The organism is Alsobacter soli, from assembly GCF_003004785.1.
Taxonomy (GTDB): Bacteria; Pseudomonadota; Alphaproteobacteria; order Rhizobiales; family Beijerinckiaceae; genus Alsobacter; species Alsobacter soli.
In genome coordinates this window covers 69749-86618 of record NZ_PVZS01000017.1, presented here as the reverse complement: position 1 = coordinate 86618, position 16870 = coordinate 69749, and the positions used below count along the sequence as shown (strand labels likewise).

At 70.7% G+C, this 16870-nt stretch carries 14 protein-coding genes; 4 read left to right on the top strand and 10 right to left on the bottom strand.

Annotated features, from left to right (window positions below; translation table 11 throughout):
* Positions 1-105: 105 nt before the first annotated feature.
* A complete protein-coding gene (locus SLNSH_RS15895; RefSeq protein ID WP_245422374.1) occupies positions 106-1899 on the top strand; it encodes a metallophosphoesterase family protein in 1794 nt (597 codons plus the stop codon).
* Between the two features lie 27 nt (positions 1900-1926).
* On the opposite strand, the gene SLNSH_RS15890 is transcribed toward SLNSH_RS15895, so the two are convergent.
* The 4 genes from SLNSH_RS15890 to SLNSH_RS15875 all read right to left on the bottom strand — a co-directional run bounded on the left by SLNSH_RS15890 (position 1927) and on the right by SLNSH_RS15875 (position 5685).
* Positions 1927-3675, bottom strand: a complete 1749-nt coding sequence (locus SLNSH_RS15890) for an alginate export family protein (RefSeq protein ID WP_106337991.1) — start codon at positions 3673-3675, stop codon at positions 1927-1929.
* A gap of 7 nt (positions 3676-3682) precedes the next feature.
* The gene (locus tag SLNSH_RS15885; protein WP_106337990.1) at positions 3683-4477 is read right to left on the bottom strand and encodes an SDR family oxidoreductase; all 795 of its coding nucleotides are present in this window, start codon (positions 4475-4477) and stop codon (positions 3683-3685) included.
* 37 nt (positions 4478-4514) lie between these two features.
* Positions 4515-5282 (bottom strand): 7-alpha-hydroxysteroid dehydrogenase, encoded by a 768-nt coding sequence (hdhA, locus tag SLNSH_RS15880; protein ID WP_106337989.1) that lies wholly within the window; start codon positions 5280-5282, stop codon positions 4515-4517.
* A 73-nt stretch (positions 5283-5355) separates the two neighbouring features.
* Positions 5356-5685 carry a helix-turn-helix domain-containing protein gene (locus SLNSH_RS15875; RefSeq protein ID WP_158266775.1) on the bottom strand — a complete coding sequence of 110 codons (330 nt, stop codon included), beginning with the start codon at positions 5683-5685 and terminating at the stop codon, positions 5356-5358.
* Between the two features lie 619 nt (positions 5686-6304).
* On the opposite strand from SLNSH_RS15875, the gene SLNSH_RS15870 reads away from it, so the two are divergent.
* A complete protein-coding gene (locus SLNSH_RS15870; RefSeq protein WP_106337987.1) occupies positions 6305-8698 on the top strand; it encodes a methyl-accepting chemotaxis protein in 2394 nt (797 codons plus the stop codon).
* 63 nt (positions 8699-8761) lie between these two features.
* Here SLNSH_RS15870 and lhpI read toward each other — a convergent pair whose 3' ends face one another.
* The 4 genes from lhpI to sppA form a co-directional block, all read right to left on the bottom strand.
* Positions 8762-9715, bottom strand: a complete 954-nt coding sequence (lhpI, locus tag SLNSH_RS15865) for a bifunctional Delta(1)-pyrroline-2-carboxylate/Delta(1)-piperideine-2-carboxylate reductase (RefSeq protein WP_106337986.1) — start codon at positions 9713-9715, stop codon at positions 8762-8764.
* 36 nt (positions 9716-9751) lie between these two features.
* Positions 9752-10090, bottom strand: coding sequence for a lipopolysaccharide assembly protein LapA domain-containing protein (locus tag SLNSH_RS15860; protein ID WP_106337985.1), 339 nt, complete (start codon positions 10088-10090; stop codon positions 9752-9754).
* Between the two features lie 38 nt (positions 10091-10128).
* Complete coding sequence (locus SLNSH_RS15855; protein ID WP_106337984.1) at positions 10129-10455, bottom strand: integration host factor subunit beta; 327 nt, start codon at positions 10453-10455, stop codon at positions 10129-10131.
* A gap of 67 nt (positions 10456-10522) precedes the next feature.
* Positions 10523-11485: a signal peptide peptidase SppA gene (gene sppA / locus SLNSH_RS15850; protein ID WP_106337983.1), complete on the bottom strand. Its 963-nt coding sequence runs from the start codon at positions 11483-11485 to the stop codon at positions 10523-10525.
* Positions 11486-11684: 199 nt separating this feature from the next.
* Here sppA and SLNSH_RS15845 point away from each other — a divergent pair, with 199 nt between their 5' ends.
* Together SLNSH_RS15845 and SLNSH_RS15840 are read left to right on the top strand one after the other, a co-directional pair.
* Entirely contained in the window at positions 11685-13007 is a 1323-nt protein-coding gene (locus SLNSH_RS15845) for a bifunctional folylpolyglutamate synthase/dihydrofolate synthase (RefSeq protein WP_106338012.1), read from the top strand.
* Between the two features lie 63 nt (positions 13008-13070).
* On the top strand, positions 13071-14555 hold the full coding sequence (locus SLNSH_RS15840) for a phospholipase D-like domain-containing protein (RefSeq protein ID WP_245422373.1): 1485 nt from the start codon (positions 13071-13073) through the stop codon (positions 14553-14555).
* Positions 14556-14775: 220 nt separating this feature from the next.
* Here SLNSH_RS15840 and SLNSH_RS15835 read toward each other — a convergent pair whose 3' ends face one another.
* Both SLNSH_RS15835 and SLNSH_RS15830 read right to left on the bottom strand, forming a co-directional pair.
* A complete protein-coding gene (locus SLNSH_RS15835) occupies positions 14776-15972 on the bottom strand; it encodes a multidrug effflux MFS transporter (RefSeq protein WP_106337982.1) in 1197 nt (398 codons plus the stop codon).
* Positions 15973-16037: 65 nt separating this feature from the next.
* Positions 16038-16793, bottom strand: a complete 756-nt coding sequence (locus SLNSH_RS15830; RefSeq protein ID WP_106337981.1) for a M48 family metallopeptidase — start codon at positions 16791-16793, stop codon at positions 16038-16040.
* Between the last annotated feature and the right edge of the window lie 77 nt (positions 16794-16870).

Below are 16870 nucleotides of genomic sequence, written 5' to 3'. Positions count from 1 at the left end.
CGCCATAGCGGCCTGCCGGAGTGGCCCCCTCGGCCACGCGTTCGGCGGCGACCAGAAGGCGCGGTCACCACTTGCGGCCGCGAGGCGCGTTGCAGGGAGAGAGCCTTGGGCAGCGAGGGGCGCCTCACGAAAGGCGATCGCGCCGGCGGGACGGACCTGTCCTCGCGGGCGATTCTCGATCCTCGCGAAGGCGATGTCGAAGACGACGCGGCCAGCACCAAGACGCGCTCCCTTCTCGCCATCGGTGGCGCCCTGATCTCCGAGATCAGCTTCCCAAAGCTGGCGCTCGCATGGGTGCTGCTGATCGCCCTTCCCGCGGTTGTCCTCGGCGCGACGCCCCTGGTGGCGAAGATCTGGTTCGTGGAGACGCTCGACAGGATCTCAGCCGTAGCGGGGATCGGGTCGGCGCTCATCCTCGCGCTCGTCGCAGGCGTGGGCTGGTTCGGATTGCCGCACCTGCTGCGGGTGCTGGAGCGCAGCTTCTGGTCGCTGAACTCCATCGCCGTCCAGCCGGGATACGTCCTCGCCCGTGAGGTCTTGCGGCATGTGCTGGAAGGCGTTGCGGGCCCCCGCATGGGCGAGGCGTCGCGAGCGCGGCTGCGGGCGGGGACGTCTGCCGCTGCCGGAGGCCTCTCCGCCTTGGTCGCGCTCGCCCTGATCGCCATGGCCTGGCCGTACACCCGGTGGACGGGCGAATTGGCGGACCTCGCCGCACCCCTGCGGCTCGTCAAGCCCGCTCTCGCGAACGCGGTCGTGCTTGTCAGCGCCTGCCTCGCCGTCGCCTCCCTCGCGTGGGGGGTGGCGGACGCGGCCATGGACCAGCTGCAGACCACGCGGACCTTCGACGAGGGCGCCCAGCCCGGGCGAACGTGGCGCGTCGCCCACTTGTCGGACATTCACGTCGTCGGGGAAGAGTACGGATTCCGCATCGAAAGCGGCCGCGCCGGCCCGCGTGGAAACCGGCGGCTTGACGAAGCTTTGCATCGCCTGGAGAGGCTGCACGCCGCCCGGGCCCTGGATCACGTCCTGATCACCGGCGACATGACCGACGCAGGGCGGGCAGGCGAATGGGCCGCCTTCATGACCGCCCTGTCCCGCCGCCCCGCCCTGGCCGAGCGAACCCTCATCCTGCCCGGCAACCACGACCTGAATATCGCCGACAGGGGAAACCCGGCGAGGCTGGACCTGCCGACGAGCCCCGGGAAGCGGCTCAGGCAGATGCGGGCCTTGTCGGCCATGGACGCCGTGCAGGGCGCGCGCGTGCGGGTCGTGGATCGCAGCGCCGGCAAGCTCGGCCCCACGCTGACCGAGTTCCTCCGGCCGCATCGGGCCTCGATCGCCGCCTTCGCGGACACCGGTTCGCTGCGGCTGTCGCGCGGACTGGAGAGCCTTTGGGAGAACTGCTTTCCCATGATCCTGCCTCCGGCTGAGCCGGACGGCTTGGGCGTCGCGCTCCTGAACTCCAACGCCGAGACGCATTTCTCCTTCACGAACGCGCTCGGCCTCGTGCCGGCCCTGGACGCACGCGCGCTCCTCTCCGTCATGGAGCATCACGGCCAGGCGTCCTGGATCGTCGCGCTCCACCATCACCTGCTCGAATATCCCACGCCCGCCAAGGCGCTGTCGGAACGGATCGGGACAGCCCTGATCAACGGCAGCTGGTTCATCCGCCAGCTGGCGCCGTTCGCGTCGCGCGCCATCGCGATGCATGGGCATCGCCACGTGGACTGGATAGGGAGCTGCGGGCGGCTGCGCATCGTCTCGGCCCCCTCGCCGGTCATGGAGGCGAGGGACGACGAGCCGACCTGCTTCTACATCCATGAACTCGCCGCCGGGGCAGGCGCCCTCCGGCTGCTCGCCCCCGAGCAGGTCGTGATCGGCCCTCGAAGCCGGAACTGAGTTGGTTGCCGCCAGGATCCGTAGCGGTCAGAAGGACCAGAAAAGCTGCGCCTGGAGCGTGCTCCACGGTTTGGCCGCGCCATCCGGCATGGCCAGCTTGATCGCCCGCCCGGGCACGGCATGCGCGGCCACGGCGAGGACGTAGAGATTGCGGTTGAGCGCCCACCGAACCGTCGCCTGCGCCTCCTGGCCGAGATCCTCCGAGCGCAACTGGGCGAGCGCCGGGTTGGCGCCCCGGTTGTTCAGCCGGTCGGCCCGGTGGACGAACCAGTCGACGGTCAGGTCGAGCCCCGCGAACGGGCTGACGTTGGCCCGAAGCCGGTGGCTCACGCGGTTGGCGGGAGGGAGCGCCTTCGCAGTCGAGATCCCCTGCAGCCACTCGGCCAGCCCGCCGGAATAGAGAGGGTCGAAGCGCTCGAACGTGCGGGTGCGCGGGTCGTCACCGGTGAAGACTGATAGGCGATAGGACAGGCTCGGCGTCCAGGGCAGGCCTGAGGCGAGGTAGCCGACCGTGCCGTATCCCGCCCACGCGTTCATCGGCAGCGTCGAACTCGTCTGGTGCGCCGCTTCGCTTTCCAGCCAGAGGCCCCTCAGGACGGAGGCGTCGGCCCAGCGCAGGTGGCCGGCGAAGGTCGTCAGCCCTTCCCGCGTCCCCGCCCGGCCGTCGGTCAGCACGTATTTCGTCTCGGAGCGCGGAACGGTGTAGACGGTCGCGTCGCCATAGAACGAGGGCGTCACCGTGTAGCGAAGGTTGGCGCCGAGCACGCGGGTGTTGCTTTCGAGGGGCTCGTACTCGTTCGGGTCGAGATAGAAGCCCTGGAGCGTCCACCGCCCCCAGGCCGCCTTCGCCAGCACGGCATTGTCGAGCGTGGTCCGGGGCGCCAGGTACACGCCGGGACGCGGCCCGGCGTTCGACTGGGAGCCGAATTGCGAGATCAGGAAACCGTCGTTAAGCGTGAAGGTCTGGCGGCCCGCGCTGAGGCTGCCCTTGAACGAGCCGTCCGGCGCTACGTAAAGTAGGCCCGCATAGCCCTTCTCGATGTTGAAGGTCGCACGGGTGTCATCCCGGAAGATGTCGCGCCCTGCCGATGAAACGGCGATCCAGCTCAGCGCCCCATAGGCGTAGAACGCGCTCCCGCCGAGTTGGACCGCGCCCGCCAGGCCGGCCTCTGTGGCGTTCTCCGCCCAGGAGGTGCTGGCCCCCGTCCCTGCCCCCAGCCCCGGGTTGCGCACCAGCGGATTGCCGCGGGTGAACACAGGGGCCTGCCTGAACCACGGATTGCGGTCGCTGTAGGCGCCGACGCCGCCGTTCAGCGTGAGGGTGAGCATGGCCGTATCGCTGCGCCACAGCAGCGGGAATCCCGAGCCGGTCGCCACCAGGCCTTCCGGCTCCGGGCCGCGCCGCCCGGGCGCCAGATCGAGCCGTAGCAACAGAACGACCCGGTCCGGGTTCACGCCGCGCCTCAGCTCCCAAGTGGCGTTGCGCACCCCTGGCAGGCGGCGTAGTCGCAGCGCGGTCCCGTCCGCGAGGGCGATGTCGAAGCTTTCGCCGGGCGCGATCGCGACGAGGCGCCGAGCCTCGCCCTTCAACTCCGAATCCCGCCCCGGGTCGCCGGTCGAGCCCCGGGCCTCGATGGAGATCTCGGTCACCACGACGCCGTCGCTGCCGGCCGGCAGAGGGATCAGAACCTGCCCGTCCTGCGCCCGGGTCGAAGCGGCCGCCAGAAGCAGCATCGCCACCGCGGCGAGGAATCGAGCCAGCAGATGAGGGATCAAGCGTCAGTCACCGGCCGAAGAGGCGCACCACGGAGCCGCCGCCATGCACGTTGATGGTCTGGCCGCTCACCCAGCCGCTGGCCGGAGAGCAGAGCCACAGCATGGCGTTGGCGACGTCCTCCGGGCGTCCGGGCCGGCCGGTGAGGGTATCGGGATGCAGCATGCGCTCCTGCATGGCCTCGTCGATCCCGGCCTCCGCATAGCCGGGCGTCAGCACGGTGCCGATCAGGATCGAGTTCACCCGCACCTTGCGGGCGAGCAGATGGGCCAGGGACACCATCATCTGGTTCAGCGCCGACTTGGCCGTCCCATAGGCCAGGATGTCGTAGGCTGGCACGGCCGACGAGAACGACCCCGAGTTGGCGATCGTCGGGTTGTCCGCCTTCAGCAGATGTGGCAGGCAGGCCATGCTCATGCGGTAGGCGCTGATCGTGTTCAGCCGATAGGAGGCGACGAGATCCTCGTCGCTGATATGCGCCGGGTCCTCGTGGCGGGCGCCCCAGCCCACATTGTTGACGAGGGTTGAGATCCCGCCGAACGCCTGTGCGGTCGCCCGCACGACCGCATCGATCTCATCGGCCTTGGTGACATCGCACCCCATGCCCCGGCAATCCGCGCCCGTTTCGGCCGCGATCTCCGCTGCGGTCTGGGTCGCTTTCTCGCCGTTGAGGTCGGCGATCATCACCTTGGCGCCGGCGCCCGCCAGCGAGCGCGCGATGGCCGCCCCGATGTTCTGGGCGCCGCCCGTGACGATGGCCGCGTGTCCGGACATACGAAATTCGGCGAACGGATCGAAGCCCATCGGGTGTCCTCCCGGTTGGTGGGTGGCGAGCGCACCGTCAGTCCAGTTCCTGCAGGCCCCCGCCGCTCACGGTCAGCACCTGTCCGCTGATCCACCTGGCAGCCGGCGAGCACAGGAACAGCGCCGCGTTGGCGATGTCGTCCGGCTCCCCGAGGCGGCCGAGCGGAGTGTGGCGGAGCATGGCCTTTTCCACCTCGGGCGTGAGCACGGAAGCGAGGGCCGCGGTCCGGATGGCGCCGGGCGCAATGGCGTTGACCCGGATGTTCTTCGGTCCGAGGTCGAAGGCGATGTTGCGGGTGAGATGATTCACCCCGGCCTTCGAGGCCCCGTATGAGGCCATCCGCTGGTTCCTGTTCTCCCCGGCCATGGACGAGATGTTGAGCACGGCCCCGCGGCCAGCCGCCTCCATGGCGGGAGCCGCCAGCTGGGTGAGCCGGAAGACGGAGAACAGATTGAGCTCGAAAGCCCAGCGGAAATCCTCCATGGGCATGTCGAACGGCTTCGGGCCCCCGCCGCCGGCGTTGTTGACGAGGATGGTGAGGCCGCCGAACGCCTCGACCGCCCCGTTCACAGCGGTCTCGAGTTGCTGCGGATTCGTGACGTCGCAGGCGAGCGGCAGAGCGCGGCCGCCGGCCGCGACGATTTCGTCCGCCACGGGCTGCGCCGCCTCGAGCGTGCGGTCGGTCACCGCCACGCGGGCTCCAGCCGCCGCGAAGGTGAGCGCGATGCCTCGACCGATGCCCGCGCCCGCTCCGGTCACGAGGGCGATGTCTCCGTCCAGGCGGAACAGCGAAGGGTCGTACATGGCCGGGCCTCCCAAGGCCAAGCTCGCGCAAGGCGGTGAAGGACGACAAGGGGGAAGGTGGCCGAATTGAGCCTTATGTTCCCGGTCTGATCCGGGCGAAGCGCTCGGCGAGGCGGAGCACGCGCTCCATGGAACGGTGGTCCAGGTCGTCCACGTCGCTCCGCGCCAAGGAGACGCCGTTGCGCAGCGCGAGAATCCACATCCCGCGACCCTTGAGCTCGATCCAGCCCCGCGCCTCCAGCTTCGCGAGCTTGCGCCGCACGGTTTGCCGCGACAGGCCCGTCGTGTCCGCGATACGCGATGCGCTGATGCCTCGCGGCGCGGGAATCGCGCGCGGCCGAACCGCCCCGTCCTGGCCCGCATCCAGCACGGCTCGCAGATGGACCTGGCCGATGACGGCCATGACAAGCATCTCCTGGAGATCGCCCTCGAACACCCGGCAGCAATCAGCCAGGTGCTCGGTCAGGAACTCCACATAATGGTAGCGGAGCTGGATGGAGCGATCGGCGACGCCTGGTTCGCTGATGGCGACCTCCCCGGTTGGCGGACCACGTGCTTGAATTCCCCTCGCACGGGCCCGTGTCGTCAAGTCTTGATGCGCTATTGGCAGGGCGTACCTGCAGCAAGCCCCGAGCGCGCCCGCGGCGCTTTTGGTGTGGGCTCGCACAGAGGAGCAAGTCAGGAATCAAGCAATCATCGGCCCTGATGCCCCGTCGCGATGACGTTCTGTGACACGGGCGCGGGATTTCTTGCCTATCATCAAGACGTCGCGAGAAAAGGTTTCGGAGCATCCTGCGCCGAGCGGCCGCCTCGACCGTTCGGCTGGCCGAGTGGAGCCTTTCTCCCCTGGTGGAATCGTCGAAAAGGCGGCAAGCAGGACCGCATTGTTAAGTTGAATCTAACGGATAGCGGGGGATTTCTCGGCTGACCCCTCCCGTGCGGCCTGGCGCCAAGCCCCCACCAAGGACAGCCCCCTCGTGACCCTCTTCCCGACTTCTGTTCGGAGCTATCTCCTCGCCACCATGGCGTGTCTAAGCCTGCCGGCGCTCGGCGCGGCGGCCTTCCTGGCCGAGCAGGCTGTCTCGGACGTCCTGACCAACCGTCGTCTGGCCGAACTGGTGCAGGCGGACCGTACGATCCTGATGGCCGGCAACGCGATCCGCACGAACCGCGGCCAGACCCAGACCGCCGTCCAAGTGGCGGACGAGCCGCGCTCCGTGATCGAAAAGGTCCATCGGTCGAACGAAACGGATGCGGCGAAGGCGTCGGCCAGCCTCAGGGCGACGGACCTGCCGGACCGCGAGTCGCTGGCCCAGGCCGTTGAAGCCGCCCAGAAGAGCGCGACCACGCTGCTCGTCGACGTCTACGCCGAGGGCGCCAAGCCGAAGCCCCAGCGCAGCCTGGCGGCGACCATGCCCTGGTACAACGCCGTGGGCGAGATCGAGAGCGCCCTCCTGAAGGCCTCCGACGCCACGTCCAGCGCCGTCCGGCTGGGCGATCCCGAACTCGCCGATCTCCAGGCCTTCAAGCAGGCTGGCTGGCGCGTGCGCACGTCCTATGGGGCGACCTGCTCGCTTCTGCGCCCGGCCATCGCATCCGGCAAGAGTCTCGACCCCGCCCAGATCCAGGCGCTCGGCGAACTGCGGGGCGGCGCCGCCGTCGGCATGGCCCAGCTTCGCCAGTTGAGCGCCCGGCCGGGCGTCGCGCCCGAGCTATCCCGCAAGACCGCGACCATGATCGGCGAAGTGGAAAGCGCCAACCACCGGGCGGACGCCATCCTTGGCAAGCTCGGCTCCGGCTCCGGACCGGTCGTCGCGGCTGAGGACTGGACCCGCGAGTGCAACGCTCCGTTCGGGTCCATCCTCGCCATGGTGCAGGAGTCCCTGAACGCCATGGAGGCCGTCACCGAGGCGCGCCTTGGCGCAGCCTGGACCCGCACCGCGGGCGTGGTTGGCCTGTTCGCCCTTGTTCTGGGCATGGTCGTTCTCAGCTGGCGGGGCGTGCAGCGGCGAGTTTCCAGGCCGCTTGCGACCCTGAAGGGCTCGCTCGACGTCATGCAGGCAGGCGATTTCAACAGCGCCGTGCCGGAAGCGCCCTGCCCGGATGAGGTCGGCGCCCTGAGCGCCGCGCTCGAGACCTACCGGCAGAACGCCCTGGCCCTGGAAGCCGCGCGACTCGATCGGGAGTCGGCCCTCTACGCCGACGCCGAGCAGGCCGCGCGCATCCAGGCCGTGGTGAAGGAGGTGGCCCAGATCGTGGCCGCCGCCCGCGAGGGGGATTTCACAGGGCGCGCCGACGCCGGGGCGATCGCCGGGCCCATGCGGGAGCTGGTGGAGGGCGTCAACGAGATCAACCGTCTCGTGAACGACGCCACCCACGAGTTCTCCGCCGTGCTGGAGGGGCTGGCCCAGGGCGACCTCACCCAGCAGGTCGAGACCGCCCACCGGGGCCGCTTCGGCGCGCTCAAGGACGCCCTGAATGGGACGGTCGACCGGTTGTCGGAGACCGTCGCCACCATCCAGCACACGGCCGTGGAGACGGGCGGCTCGGCCCGGGAGATCAACTCCGGGGCGGACGACCTGTCCAGGCGGACGGAAGAGCAGGCCGCCTCCCTGGAGGAGACGGCCGCCACCACGGAAGAGCTCGCCGCCTCGGTCAAGGCGTCCGCCGCCGCGTCCCGCCAGGCGGTCGGCCTCGCCGACGAAGCGAAGCAGGTGGCCGAGCAGGGCGGCGCCATCGTGCAGCAGGCCGTGCTGGCCATGGAGAGCATCGAGGGCGCATCCCAGAAGATCTCCGACATCACCTCGGTCNCCATGGAGAGCATCGAGGGCGCATCCCAGAAGATCTCCGACATCACCTCGGTCATCGACGACATCGCCTTCCAGACCAACCTGCTGGCGCTGAACGCCGCCGTGGAAGCCGCCCGCGCCGGCGAGGCCGGCAAGGGCTTTGCGGTTGTGGCCTCGGAAGTCCGCACCCTGGCCCAGCGCTCGAGCGAGGCCGCCAAGGACATCACGACCCTGATCAGCACCTCGACCCAGGAGGTCGCGAAGGGCGTGAAGCTCGTGCGCTCGGCCGGCGACGCCCTCGACCGGATCGTCGGCGCGTCCCAGCGGGTGGCGGCCACCGTCACGGAGATCTCGGCCGCCAGCGCCGAGCAGGCCAACGGCATCGACGAGATGAGCAAGGCCGTCGCCCACATGGACGAGATGACCCAGCAGAACGCGGCCCTGGCGGAACAGAGCGCCGCCTCCGCGGGATCCCTCTCCGCCCAGATCCAGCGCCTCAATGACCTCGTGTCGGCGTTCCGCGTCCGGGGCGGGGGACGACCGGTGGCGCGCAGCCCCAGGCCGGCCGTCGAAGCCGCGCCCGAGCGGCGCCGCAAGGTCGCCGGAGGCGGCTGGTCGGAGTTCTAGGCGAAGGCGGGCGGACCCGGCCAGTGTCCGCCTCGTCCGGCGAACGGGACGGCGCCTGCACGCTCAGGACGGACCGATCCGCTTCCAGACCAGGATGGCGGCGGCGAGATCCTCGATCGCCGTGCCCACGGACTTGAAGAAGGTGATCTCCTCGTCGGAGGTCCGCCCGGGGTGGGCGCCGCGGGCGAGGTCGTAGAGATCGGCCTTGACGTCGGACGGGGCGATCACCCCCGCTGCGAGCGGCTGGGCGAGATCCCCGCCTTCCTTCAGCGCGCCCGCCCGCGTGTCGCAGAAGAGGCTGGCCCGCCGCACGACGTCGTCGTCCGTTTCCCGCATGGAGGGCCGGAACGCGCCGACGCAGTCGAGATGGGCGCCGGGCTTCAGCCATGCGCCGCGCACCAGGGGCGTCTCCGTGAGCGTCGCGCACGAGACGATGTCCGCCTCCCGCACGGCGGCCTCGAGGTCCGTCACGGCCCGCACGGGCAGGCCCGTGGCGGCCAGTTCGCGGGCGACCGCCTCCGCCCGCTCGGGCCTGTGGTTCCAGAGCGCGATGTCCGCGAGCGGCCGCTGGGCCGCGTGGGCGCGGATCAGGAAGGGCGCGAGAGCGCCCGCGCCCACCATGACCATGCGGCGGGCGTCCGCGCGCGCGAGCGTGCGCGCGGCCAGCGCGGACGCGGCCGCCGTGCGCCACGCGGTCAGGCGCGTGCCGTCGATCGCCGCGAGCGGCGCGCCCGTGGCCCCGTCCATGAGCATGTACGTGCCGAGCACGCTCGGCATCCCGCGCGCGCCGTTGCCCGGAAACACCGTGACGATCTTCGTGCCCAGGTAGGCGTCCTCGACGGAGGGCCCGGTCCAGGCCGGCATCAGCAGCAGGGTGGCGGGCGCGTCGGGCCGGTCGACGTCGTGGTGGTGGCGGACTGGGACCTCGATGTCCTGGCGGAACGCCTCCCCCAGCGCGTCGGCGAGGGCCACGGGATCGAGGACGCGGTCGACCTCGGCGGCGGAGATGGTCTTCATGGCGGTTCCCGGGAGGGCGCGCGCGGGCGCGCTACGCTAGTGGATCGCGGACACGGCCGGGAGCGCGCGCGACGCGGGCGCCTCCTCGCGCACGCGCTCGAGCTCCGCCCGGGTGCGCGCGGCCTCACGCGCGTGCACGCGCGCGGCGCGCCTGTAGCGCGCCTGCCCGAGCCAGACCGCGCCCCCGCCCACGACCACGCCCAGCGCGAGCGCGAGCAGCAGTACCAGGAACAGCGGCGCCGCGAGCGTCAGGTTCTGGTCGGACCAGCCGAGCGGGTCGAGTTGCACGGCCACGGTCTGGCGGTTGGCCACCGCGAACAGGGTGATGACGAGCGCCAGCGGAACCAGCACCAGGGCCTTGAGGAAAGTCTTCATTGCGATCCGTTCACGTTGCGGCCGAAGGGGCTCGCCGCTCAGCCCGCCTTGGCCTTGCGGGCCTCGGCCCGGGGCGCCTCGACCGGCTCGCGGTTCAGCCGCAGGCGCATCTCCTTGCCCGCCTTGAACACGGGCACGACCTTCTCGGACACCGGAACGTGCTCCCCCGTGCGCGGGTTGCGGCCGACGCGCGCGTCCCGCTTCTTCACCGAGAACGCGCCAAACCCCCGGATTTCGACCCGGTCGCCGCGCGCCAGCGCCTGCACGATCTCCTCGAGGATCGCGTTCACGACGTTTTCCGCGTCCCGCTGGTACAGCTCGGGATAGCGCTCCGCGATTTTCTGCACGAGTTCCGATTTTATCATCGGTAGGTCCCTGTCTGCGCGGGCAACGTCATTTACCGACTATTTTATTGAAAATTCAACGGAATTGCTATCCGCGAGGTTGCCAGACCGCCAGCAGGCCGTCAAGAACGGGAGACTGGGCGGAGCGCTCGGCGGCGCGCAGCACCGCGGCCACGTCCTCGAAGCCGAAGGCGCCGGCCAGCGACGCCGCCGCCGACCAAAGGCCGAACGGGCTGCCGTCCCGGGGCTTCCAGTCGCGGATGGGCAGGTTCTTGGCCACGTTCTTCTGGGTTTCGAGCCAGGCCACCGCGTCCTTCTCACCGCCGATCTGGTCCACGAGCTTCAGCGGCAGCGCCTGCCGCCCGGTGAAGACGCGACCGTCCGAGACATTGGCGAGGCCCTGTGCGTCGATCCCGCGGCGCTCGGCGACGAGGTTCTTGAACCACCCGTAGGTGTCCGCGATCAGCGCCTCAACCGCCGCCTGCGCGGCCGGCGTCGTCGGCTCGAACGGGTTGGGCGAGGCCTTCAAGGGCGCGGACTTGATCGTCTCCATCTTGACCCCGACCGTGTCCATCAGCTTGACCACGTTCGGGTACTGGAACAGCACGCCGATCGACCCCACCATCGCGGTTTGCCGGGCGATGATGCGGTCCGTGCCGAGCGCGGCGATGTAGGCGCCGGACGCGGCCAGCCCGTCCACCACGGCGACGGTGGGCTTGGCGCCCGCCAGCTCGCGGATGGCGTCGTAGACCTCCTCCGAACCGGACACCGTCCCGCCCGGGCTGTTGATGGTGAGCAGCACCGCTTTCACGGCGCTCGCCTTCTGCACGCGCTTGAGGAGGTCGATGGTCTTGCGGTCGCCCGTGATCAGCCCGGTGATCTGGACTCTGGCGACCTGCGGAATGCCGACGCCTCCCATGTTTCGGCCGGCCACGGCCACGGCGGCCCCCACCACGGCCAGCAGCACGGCGACGAAGGCCATGACCCGCCAGAACGTCACGCGCCGCTTTAGGCGACGACGGTCGACGAGGTAGTCGGTTTCCGACGACATCAAGGTCTCCGCTGCTGCGCCGCTGCCTGCGGCTTCACCGCATCGTTCGTATCGCCGCGCCGCCGCGAGGGCAACCGGAGGGCCTGCGGCCTGGCGCCGTCGAAGGCGCCGCCAGCCTCGCAGTTGCGTCGGCCAAAGGGCGGGGCTAGTCCTTCGGAGGAGCCGGCCAGCCGTCCGGCGGATCTGGATGGAGCGGCAGGTGGAGCACTCGGACGCGATCCTGGAGCGCTTTCTGTCGCTTCACCCTAAGCTGATCGATCTGTCGCTCGGCCGGATCGAGCGCCTGCTCGCCGCGCTCGGCGACCCGCACCGGCGGCTGCCCCCTGTGATCCACGTCGCCGGCACCAACGGCAAGGGATCGACGATCGCCTTCATGCGGGCCGTGCTCGAAAAGGCCGGGCTCGCCGTCCACGTCTACACGTCCCCTCATCTGGTCCGCTTTCACGAGCGAATCCGCCTCGGCGAGCCGGGCGGCGGACGCCTCGTGTCGGAAGCGGAGCTGGTGGATGCATTAAGGCGCTGCGAGGACGCCAACGCGGGCGAGCCCATCACCCTTTTCGAAATCACCACTGCGGCCGCTTTCCTGCTGTTCGCCGAGCGGCCCGCACACGTGGTGCTGCTGGAAACCGGCCTCGGCGGACGGCTCGACGCCACAAACGTGGTCGAGCGGCCGCTCGCCGCCGTGGTGACGCCCGTCTCGATGGACCATGCGGAGCACCTGGGCGACACCGTCGGCAAGATCGCGGCCGAGAAGGCCGGGATCTTCAAGCGCGGAGCCCCGGCCGTCATCGCCCTGCAGGAACACGCTGAGGCGGCGGAAGTCCTGGAGCGTGCGGCGGCCCGCACCGGCGCACGGATGCTGGTCGGCGGCCAGGATTTTCATGTGCTGGAGGAGAACGGCAGGCTCGTCTACCAGGACGATGACGGCCTCCTCGACTTGCCCCTGCCCCGGCTCGCCGGCCGGCACCAGCACGTGAACGCCGGAACCGCGATCGCGGCCTTGCGGGCGGCCGGCTTCGGCCGCCTCCCCGCGAAAGCGTTCGAGGACGGCGTGGCGGGAGCGGACTGGCCGGCGCGGCTCCAGCGCCTCTCCAAGGGGCGCCTGCAGGCGCTTTTGCCTCCGGGCGCCGAGCTTTGGCTCGATGGCGGCCACAACGCCGATGGCGGGCGCGCGCTGGCGGCCGCCATGGCTGATTTCGAGGAAAGGGCGCCGCGGCCGCTGGTCCTGGTCACGAGCATGCTCAGCACCAAGGATCCGGCCCGCTTCCTGGAGCCCTTCGCCGGCCTCGCCCAGTCCGTCACGGGCATCCCGATGCCCACGCAGGCCTCGGCCCGTCCGGCAGGACAGATCGCCGCCGCGGCTGCAGTGTTGGGCATCCCCGCAACAGAGTCCGAGAGCCTGGAGGCGGCGCTGGCGTCCTTTTCGGCTCGGCATTGGGCCGTTCCGCCGCGCGTCCTGATCTGCGGATCCCTTTACCTCGCGGGCGAAGTTCTGGCGGCCAACGGCACGCCGCCGACCTGAGTCGGAACCTACGGGCTCCGGGCTGAGTTTCCGCTGCGGTCGCCACAAACCGCATCAGAGCCCGTGCTGAAGATCGACGAAGCCTATACCCGCCTGCATCCCGTCGAGGAGGAGGCGCGCCACGCGCCCATCCTAGAGCCGGGCCGCAACTGCTGGCGCGTCGAACCGGCGCCGCGCGCAGCCGTGCTGGTCGATGGCGCGACCTATTTCGACGCGCTCGAGGCCACGTTGCGCAAGGCGAAGCGCTCGATCCAGATCGTGGGTTGGGACTTCGACGGGCGCATCCGCCTTCGGCAGCACGAGCCGGAGGAAGAATCGCCGCCGCTCGGCCAGTTGCTGCTCTCGCTGGTGGAGGCCAATCCCCACCTGGAGGTGCGCATCCTGGTCTGGTCGGTGGCCGTCGTGCACGCGCCGAGCGCGCCCGGCCAGCTCCTGATCGGGACCGATTGGCAGAAGCACCCGCGCATCACCCTGCGGCTGGACAACACGCAGCCGCTCTACGCCGCCCACCACCAGAAGATCGTCTGCGTCGATGACGCCGTCGCCTTCGTGGGCGGCATCGACCTGACCGTGCGCCGCTGGGACCGCGATCCGCACCACCCGGACGACCCGGCCCGCAAGGACCCCGACGGCCAGCCCTACGCGCCCGTGCATGACGTGCAGATGGTCGTGGACGGGGACGCCGCCCGCGCCGTGTCCGAGTTGGTGCGCACGCGCTGGACGCGCGCCACGGGCCAGGCCTCGCGCCCCGAGCTCGTGCCCCATGATCCGTGGCCGGGCCACGTCGAGCCGCAGTTCCGCGACGCCTTCGTGGGCGTGTCGCGGACCATGCCGGGCTATGCGGGCCAGGCGGAGGTGGCGGAGATCGAGGCGCTGAACACCGACGCCGTGCTGGCCGCACGGCGCATCGTCTACATGGAGGCCCAGTACCTCACCACGCCGGCCATCGGCCGGGCGCTCGTGCGGCTCCTGGCGAAGCCGGACGGCCCCGAGGTGATCGTGGTGATGACCCGGGCCTCGCGCGGCTTCGTCGAGCACTACGCGATGGGCAGCAACCGCGACCGCCTGATCCGGCGGCTCAAGCGGTCCGACCGTTACGGCCGGCTGCGCGTCTGCTTCCCGGTGGTGGAGGAGAACGGTGGCGACGAGCGCCAGGTCATGGTGCACGCCAAGGTGATCATCGTGGACGACGTGTTCATGCGGGTCGGCTCATCCAACCTGAACAACCGCTCCATGGGGCTCGACACCGAATGCGACCTCGCCCTGGAGGGGCTGCGGCCGAAGCACCGCGAGGCGATCGCGTGGACGCGCGACAGCCTCATGGCCGAGCACGTCGGCAAGGACGTCGCGACGCTGCGCGCCGCCGTTGAGGCGCACGGATCCTATGTGGCGGCCCTGGACGCCCTCAACCACGGCCCGCGGCGGCTGCACTGCTTCGAGGGCTGGCGCCAGCGCGGCCCGATCCGGCCGATCTTCGGCACCTTCCTGCTCGACCCCAAGCGCCCCTTCTGGCCCTCCCGCCTCCGCCGCAAGCCGCGGCGGGTGTAAGGGGCCGGACACCTACGCGCCGTCATCCCCGGCCGGAGCCGCGAAGCGGCGGAGGGGAAGGGGATCCAGGAGACCGGGTGCGGGCTAAGGAAGTCAGAGCCATCCGGCGCAGCGATACGGGCGATCGGCGAACAATGGCGCGCGCCACCCCTGGATCCCCTTCCCCTCCGCGCCTCCGGCGCTGCGGCCGGGGATGACGGCGGAGAGAACGTCGCTTCTACTACCGCCCTGAGGCCCTCAGCTGGCGAGTCGCGCCGAACAGCGCCGCTGCGGCGAGGCCCAGGGCGGCGACGGCGAAGGGCAGCGGCCAGGCGCGCTGGCCGAGCGCGAGGCCCAGCCCAGCCCCCACGAAGGCCGCCGCCGTCATCTGCACCAGCCCGAGGAACGACGAGGCCGCGCCGGCCCGGTCGGGATAGGGCTGCATGGCGGCCGCCATGGCCTGGGGCATCACGAGCCCGACGCCGCAGCAGTAGAGCGCCATCGGGATGGTGATCGCCAACGACGTGGCGACGCCTGCGGCCACCAGGGCCGCCATGACCACTCCTCCCGTCCCCAGGCAAGCGACCCCGGCCCCGATGACGCCATCGAGTCCCTGGCGGCCCACGAGCCGCCGCGCGATCACCGTGCCGGTGATGAAGCCGAGCACCGGGAAGGCGAACGACATCGAGTACGCGATCTCGTTCAGGCCGTAGACGCCCTGCAGCACGAAGGACGAGCCGGAGATGAAGCAGAACAGGCCACTGTAGGCCAACGCGCTCAGGGCCACATAGACGCGGTAGCCGCGATGGCGCAGCAGCGAGCCGAAGCCGCGCAGGATGCCGATGGGCGACAACGAGGCCCGGCTGGCGGACCGCAAGGTCTCCGGCAGGAGCAGGATGACGGCCGCGGCCAGGGCCAGCCCGCCCGCAAGGGCCGCCACGAAACTCGCGCGCCAGCCGAAGGTCGTCTGCAGCACGCCCCCCAGCAGCGGCGCGATCGCCGGCACCACGCCCATGATGGTCCCCATGCGGGCCAGCTCCCGGCCAGCCCGCGGTCCTTCGTAGAGATCCCGCACGATGGCGCGGCCGAGAACGATCGGTCCCGAGGCGCCGAACGCCTGGACGAAGCGCGCGGCGATCAGCATCTCGATGCCGGTCGAGAGGGCGCAGGCGGCCGTCGCCGCCAGGTAGATGGCCAGACCCGTCAGGAGCACGGGACGACGTCCGAAGCGGTCGGAAAACGGGCCATAGACGATCTGCCCCGCCGCGAAGCCGAGCAGGAAGAAGGACAGGGTGAGCTGCGCCTTCGACGTGCCGGCCTGCAGCCGCACCGCGATGTCCGGCAGCGACGGGAGGTACATGTCCGTCGAGAGCGGCCCGAGGGCGGTCAGCAACCCGAGCAGGGCCGTGAGGGCGAGGGTGTCGGGACGCAGTCTCATGAGGGCTCGCTGAAGGGTCGACGCGTGCATACCCGCGCAGCCACGCCCTGTCGATGCCGGCCCGGTCAGCGGTACCGGTGCAGGCTCGCCCCATGCCGCTTGAGCCACGCCTCCGCATCGTCCGTGCGTCGGCAGAGCCGATGGACGATGCGCCAGAACCGGGGCGAATGATTCATCTCGCGCAGGTGCGACACCTCGTGCGCGGCCAGGTAGTCCAGCACGAAGGGAGGCGCGAAGATGAGGCGCCAGGAGAAGTTGAGCCGGCCTGCCGAGGAGCACGAGCCCCAGCGGCTGCGCGTGTCGCGCAACGTGATCTTGACGGGACGGACCCCCAGCGCCTCCGCGTGGACGGCGACCGCTTTCTCGAGGTCCTTCTTGGCCTCGCGCTTCAGGAAGTCGAGCACGCGGCGGTGGGCGTGCTCGGGGGCCCCGGCCACGACCAGCAGGGCCTGACCGTCCGGCCCCTCCTCCGTCCAGGCCGTTCCGCGCGCTTCCGGCCGATGCGTGATCAGCCGCTCCACGCCCCGCACCGGGACGGCGGCGCCCGGAATGAGTCGCGCCTCGTCCGGCAGCCGCGCCATGCGGGCCGCGATCCAGCCGCCGTGCCGCGCGGCGAAATCCGCGGCCGTGCGCAGGTCGGCCCGCGCCGGCAGCGTCAGCACCACGCCCCCCGTGGCGGCGCTGACCCGCAGCGTGAAGCGGCGGGCGGCCGACATGCGGCGCACGACGACGCGGAACACATCGCCGTTGTGCCGGACCTCGATATGGGAGGGATCCGTCTGGCGCGCCTGGGGGCGCGGGACTCGCAGGCCGAGAATCATGCTCGAAGCCTGCTTGAGCGCGAGCGCGTTGTCACGCGCCGCCAGCGCCGCAGCCGATGCCGCGGCGCCGACGTGAG

Excerpts from the sequence above, each read along its gene's own strand:
- SLNSH_RS15875 (WP_158266775.1), bottom strand. The coding sequence starts at position 5,685 with ATGGCCGTCATCGGCCAGGTCCATCTGCGAGCCGTGCTGGATGCGGGC.
- SLNSH_RS15830 (WP_106337981.1), bottom strand. The coding sequence starts at position 16,793 with ATGATTCTCGGCCTGCGAGTCCCGCGCCCCCAGGCGCGCCAGACGGAT.
- SLNSH_RS15835 (WP_106337982.1), bottom strand. The coding sequence starts at position 15,972 with ATGAGACTGCGTCCCGACACCCTCGCCCTCACGGCCCTGCTCGGGTTG.
- SLNSH_RS15860 (WP_106337985.1), bottom strand. The coding sequence starts at position 10,090 with ATGAAGACTTTCCTCAAGGCCCTGGTGCTGGTTCCGCTGGCGCTCGTC.
- hdhA (WP_106337989.1), bottom strand. The coding sequence starts at position 5,282 with ATGTACGACCCTTCGCTGTTCCGCCTGGACGGAGACATCGCCCTCGTG.
- SLNSH_RS15885 (WP_106337990.1), bottom strand. The coding sequence starts at position 4,477 with ATGGGCTTCGATCCGTTCGCCGAATTTCGTATGTCCGGACACGCGGCC.
- sppA (WP_106337983.1), bottom strand. The coding sequence starts at position 11,485 with ATGTCGTCGGAAACCGACTACCTCGTCGACCGTCGTCGCCTAAAGCGG.
- SLNSH_RS15855 (WP_106337984.1), bottom strand. The coding sequence starts at position 10,455 with ATGATAAAATCGGAACTCGTGCAGAAAATCGCGGAGCGCTATCCCGAG.
- lhpI (WP_106337986.1), bottom strand. The coding sequence starts at position 9,715 with ATGAAGACCATCTCCGCCGCCGAGGTCGACCGCGTCCTCGATCCCGTG.